Source organism: Candidatus Melainabacteria bacterium (assembly GCA_016193285.1).
Classification (GTDB): Bacteria; Cyanobacteriota; Vampirovibrionia; order 2-02-FULL-35-15; family 2-02-FULL-35-15; genus JACPSL01.
On record JACPSL010000027.1, the window covers coordinates 1 to 4,882 of the forward strand.

Genomic DNA, 4,882 nt, shown 5'->3' on the forward strand with positions numbered 1-4,882 from the left:
ATAAACAAAAGAACTCTTTAATCCCAACCCTTGAGAGAAGTGAAATTACAAACAATTTCCAAAACAACTTTAAATCACCTGAAACTATTGTTAACTATCCAGAACATATATACGGTAGCCATGAAATTAAAAGAACTGTAATTTCTGGTGAACCATTTGAACTTGGTTTAAAAACTTGTTTTAGTGATGATGTAAGTTTGAGCGACAGCAGAAATGTTAGTGCAAACTTTGAAATTAATAGTCATAAAGTAGAAGTTTCAAAAGACTCCTCAGATTTTAAAGATATTACAAACAACATAGATGATTTAATTTCTGGTTATATAAACAGGTGTATTGATATTCAAAGTTATGGAGTTCAATATAAAAAACTTAACTGCACCGATAGCAGCGCTGATACATATCACTGCAAAGATGCTTGCACAATCTTAGACGGACATATTTGTAATGTAAATATTTTCTCCACTGGGAAAGAACTAAACAAATATCAAAGTTATAGCTCTTTATTTAATCCTGCAAAAGATATTCTTGACATTACAAAAGGGTGGGATGTAGGGCATTATGATCTAAGACTTACAATTAATGAAAATCAGGATAGCTGTTTTACGTACGGTACTTGCTTAGGCAAAAACCCAAATGAACAAATTACTTCTGAAACTTATACTTATTCTATTGATGTAATTAGAGAACCTAATATTTCTTATCCTGATTCTCAAAATCTAAAATTACTTTATGATAAAGATAATGAGATAACTTTTAAGTTTATTGCAAAAGATAATTTACCTTTCAACTTGTCTTCAAATAGAGTTCCAGAAGTTGGTACTCCAGTTTGGTCTAGTATAGAAGAAGATTTTACCCCAGAAGAAATCACTATCCTTTCAAAATCAATTGACCCAAATGACCCAAGAAATTACATAGTTGAACTAAAAACAAATATCCATCCAAAATCATTAAACAAATTAAATCTTAAAATACCGGTTATTTTTCCCTCTGATTACTTTAACTCAGAAGGAATACAAAAAGAAGCATCTTTTACATTCAATATTCTTGCAAACTTACAAGCAGAAATTGTTTCTCCTTCTCTTGGTACCTTACTTGGAGGTAATAAAACTCTTCTTGTAACTTCAAAAGTTAAAAAGCCTGAAGATTTAACTAATGAGTTTCCTGACTTTAATAACTGTGCAAAAAGTACAATTAATTTTCAAATTGAGACTGTTAATAAAGAGGTAAAAACTTTAGAAATAATTTCACCAAAAGGTAAAGCTGAAAAAATAGAATCAAAAGGAGTTGATGAACCAGGTGGAAGAATATTTAAAAACAATCTAAACTTTAATTTAAAAAACATCTTCAGGAAAGATTTCTTAAGTGGAAATATATTTGGACCAATTAAACTCTATGGTGAATACTCTACTTTCTGTAATACAAAAAATATTACATTTGACGGAGATCCGAAAACATATATTCTCCTTGATAATCCAAGAATTATAAAAGGAAACTGTAAATATCCAAGCGGAGCTAACTATTCAAAATGTGAGTTTACAATTTCAAATAATACATTACTTGATGTTGCAAATGGCTTACAGCTTGAAGTTATTCCAAATCTTGGAACAATAGACCCTGCTTGTAGTGCTACTTTTCCACAAGTTACATTTGAAAAAGAAAATAAATTAACTAAAAAAGTAAAAGTAGACTGTCTGCCAAAAGAAGCAACAAGCATAGAAATTAAGTTAAAGAGAAATCCAGGTTTCTTAAATGAAATTGAAAAGAAACTTACTGGAACTGGATTGACTACTGCAAATAATCAGGAAGCAATTGTTGCTGATAGAAAATCATTTGAGGTGAAGAATGCGCCTCAAGAAGAAGAGAATACCCTTTTGAAAGTTGGTGATTCTAATGATAAATCAGTTACTGTAGACGGAAAAGAAATTTCTGTTGGAAATTTAAATAAACTTTTGTTTGATCTTGGATATCTTGCAAATGAAAATGAGCAAGGTTATACAACAAACACAAGAGATGCTTTTGCAAGACTTATTTGTGACTATAGGGCACAAGAAACAAACTTAAGTAATATTAGATTTTTAACATTGTATGGAAGTTGTCAGGAAAATGATTATTCTAATTTCAAAACAAAAGAAGAAGAAGTAAAAATTGCAACTGTCATTCAAGATTTCATGAGAGGAATCCTTATTTCAAATACTGAACTTTATCATGCAATTAAAACCAATCCAGTACTAGCAACCTTTGTAATTGGTTTTGCTGTAACTGCAGGAGTAGTTATCACGGTAGGAAGTGCAGGAACAGATGCATATATAGCTGGTGTATTAGCCCAGCTTGGAGCTGTTGGAGTAATGACGCAGATAGAGGATATAAAAAATAAGCTAGCTGGATATTTTAATGAAAGTAATTCCTTTAAGGCTGGTTATGTTTTTGGAGAAGCAGGAAAGTTGGTAGGACTAGCTGTAGTAATTGGATTTGCATCCAAAGGACTAACAAATCTAAGTTATACAATTCAGGGTGTAAAACAAGCTCAGATATTAAGTGAACAAGGATACAAAGATTTAGCAAATGCAATATATGAACAAGTAAGCAAAATAAATAATGCTGCAGATGATTTAAAGATTGGAATGAAAAAAGGACTTGACGGAGTATTAAAGACAGTAGATGATATTCAAACGGGAGAAATATTTAAAGATTTTCAAAGGCTTTGGCCAGAAGTAACACAAGAAGAAATAAGCTCAATAAAGTTAAGTGCACTAAAGTTATTTAATGATATAGTGGCTAAAATGCAACAGCAGGAAGAACTATTTAAAATATATGAGACAGATCCGGGAGGTTATGAAACAAAGGTATTAGAACATGCCTTGATAGATAAAAGATTCCAGTCAATATTACAAAGTCCTGGAAAAGACTTAGCTGAAACTGTAAAGAACGCAATATCAGAGAAAGTAAATGGAACAGTAAGCTCACTAAATCAATATTTTGCAAACAAAGGATTATTATTAATAGGAGATGTAATTTCACAAGATACAGTGCCTCCAAGGTTGTCAACATTCATGAAAATATCGGATTTTAAGAAATATAATTTGAAAGGAACTAAATATGAAGATGCTAAAGATGAAGTTATAATAGCTGATATAAAAAGTGGAGTTCTAAATCCATCAATTATTAAAGGTGAATTATCTACAAGATCTGGTATAAGATGGTGGACTGATACAAGCAAGATAGATGAATTAAGAACATCGGGTATATTAACGAAAGAATACATAACAGGAGATAATGGAGTAGCTCTTGATTACAATCCTTTAGACTCTTTAGAAACACACATTGAAATAATAATTTCAAAAGAAAATATAGATTTTTATGTACCTGTTTCATCTGCTGGTGGAAGAAAATTTGTCCCATCACCAAACAATCCAGATTTGCATAATGGAAAATCCTTAGGTGGTTTGTATGAAATATATTCAAATAAAGTTCCTGCTGATATAACCAGTGGTCATGTAACAGGTATTGATGTTGTAGAATAAAAAATGAGAGAAAAAAAAATACAAAATACCTACAGTTGGAGATTTATAGACAGGGACGATCCTGTTGAGTTTGTAAAAATGCTATGTGATAGTTATAATCCATCTGAAGATATTAAAGGATATGGAACACCGGAAGAAGGAAATATAGATGCTGTAAAGGGACATTATGGCAGCACTCAAGATCCAAAGCTAAAGAAAAAACTTGCAAATGCAATTGTACAGTTAATGAGAGATGAAGATTACAGAGTTATAGCTATTTCAGCTGCATCTGAATTGTACCTAGAAGAAGCACTACCAGAATTCAAGTTCCTGTCCACTTTATCACTTAAGGAATTAAGGAAAATTAAAACTGTTAATTGTACAAATGCTTTGTTTTGTACTTTAAATTATTCAAGCAAGTTTTATGATAGCTTTTCAAGTTTTTACAAACAGTTCTTAGAGGATTCCTCGAATAGCTTTGAGCTTGCCAATTTATTGAGGCTCATTTCAGATAAAGATCCAGATTTTATACTAAGTGACTTAGAAAAATATATTAAGATGTCCTTTAATGCTGACGAAACTGAACAAAACAAAACGTCTGGTATTCATTTTGTCCTTTCCGGCATCTTCAAAAAATACGGTGATGGTTACTGTATCGATCTAGCAAAACGATTCAAAGAAAATTTACCAAAGGAGTATCAAATACTTTTTTATAAAGCTCTTGAACAAAACCCTACACCCAGATTTAAACCTTACCTTGAAGACCTAAAAACCATTTTAGAAATTCCTGACTAACTTTCCTTGTTTACTAAAACCCGACTACAATTATTTTTAGTATCTCTTTTGGTGTAAAAAACTATAAAAACTTCAATTTAACTAATTTTTACATAAATTTTGGTTAAGAAACTAATACATTTACTGTATATCAGTTAAGAAGTGAGATTAAATAATGCCTATATGGATGGCGTTTCCTCAGTAGGTCCAAAACTAACATCCTATCAGCTTCATCAAGCTGGGTTGCTTGATCCTTCTACATGCGTTTCACCTGAGGCATTGAAGAGTCGGGAAAGATGGGAAAGAGAAACAGAAGAATATAAACGAATCCATGGACATTATCCGGTGGTGGAATATACAGAAGCAGATAGTACATTAGCATGTTTAGGTGCTGAACGAGCTTACAAGAACCGTTGTAAGGATTGTGGTTAATCCTATTCTTTATCTTTTCCCATACTTATATTTTCACGCAACTTTGAAAATTAATCTCGAGAAAAGGCGTAATTCTTGAAAATATTAAAGTTTAAACAAAAATAGATGGCCTACATATTAATTCCTGGCATTGGTAGTTGTAATTGCTTAAAAGCATACTCTGTTCCACCAACTGG

3 protein-coding genes are annotated in these 4,882 nt (G+C 31.5%); all 3 read left to right on the forward strand.

Features of this window, described 5'->3' with window-relative positions; all coding sequences use genetic code 11:
- Positions 1–3,521 (forward strand): hypothetical protein (locus HYY52_05930; protein ID MBI2996229.1); only part of this gene is annotated, 3,521 nt, incomplete at its 5' end.
- Between the two features lie 3 nt (positions 3,522–3,524).
- Complete coding sequence (locus tag HYY52_05935) at positions 3,525–4,295, forward strand: hypothetical protein (GenBank protein ID MBI2996230.1); 771 nt, start codon at positions 3,525–3,527, stop codon at positions 4,293–4,295.
- Positions 4,296–4,457: 162 nt separating this feature from the next.
- Positions 4,458–4,706, forward strand: coding sequence for a hypothetical protein (locus HYY52_05940; protein MBI2996231.1), 249 nt, complete (start codon positions 4,458–4,460; stop codon positions 4,704–4,706).
- Positions 4,707–4,882: the final 176 nt, after the last annotated feature.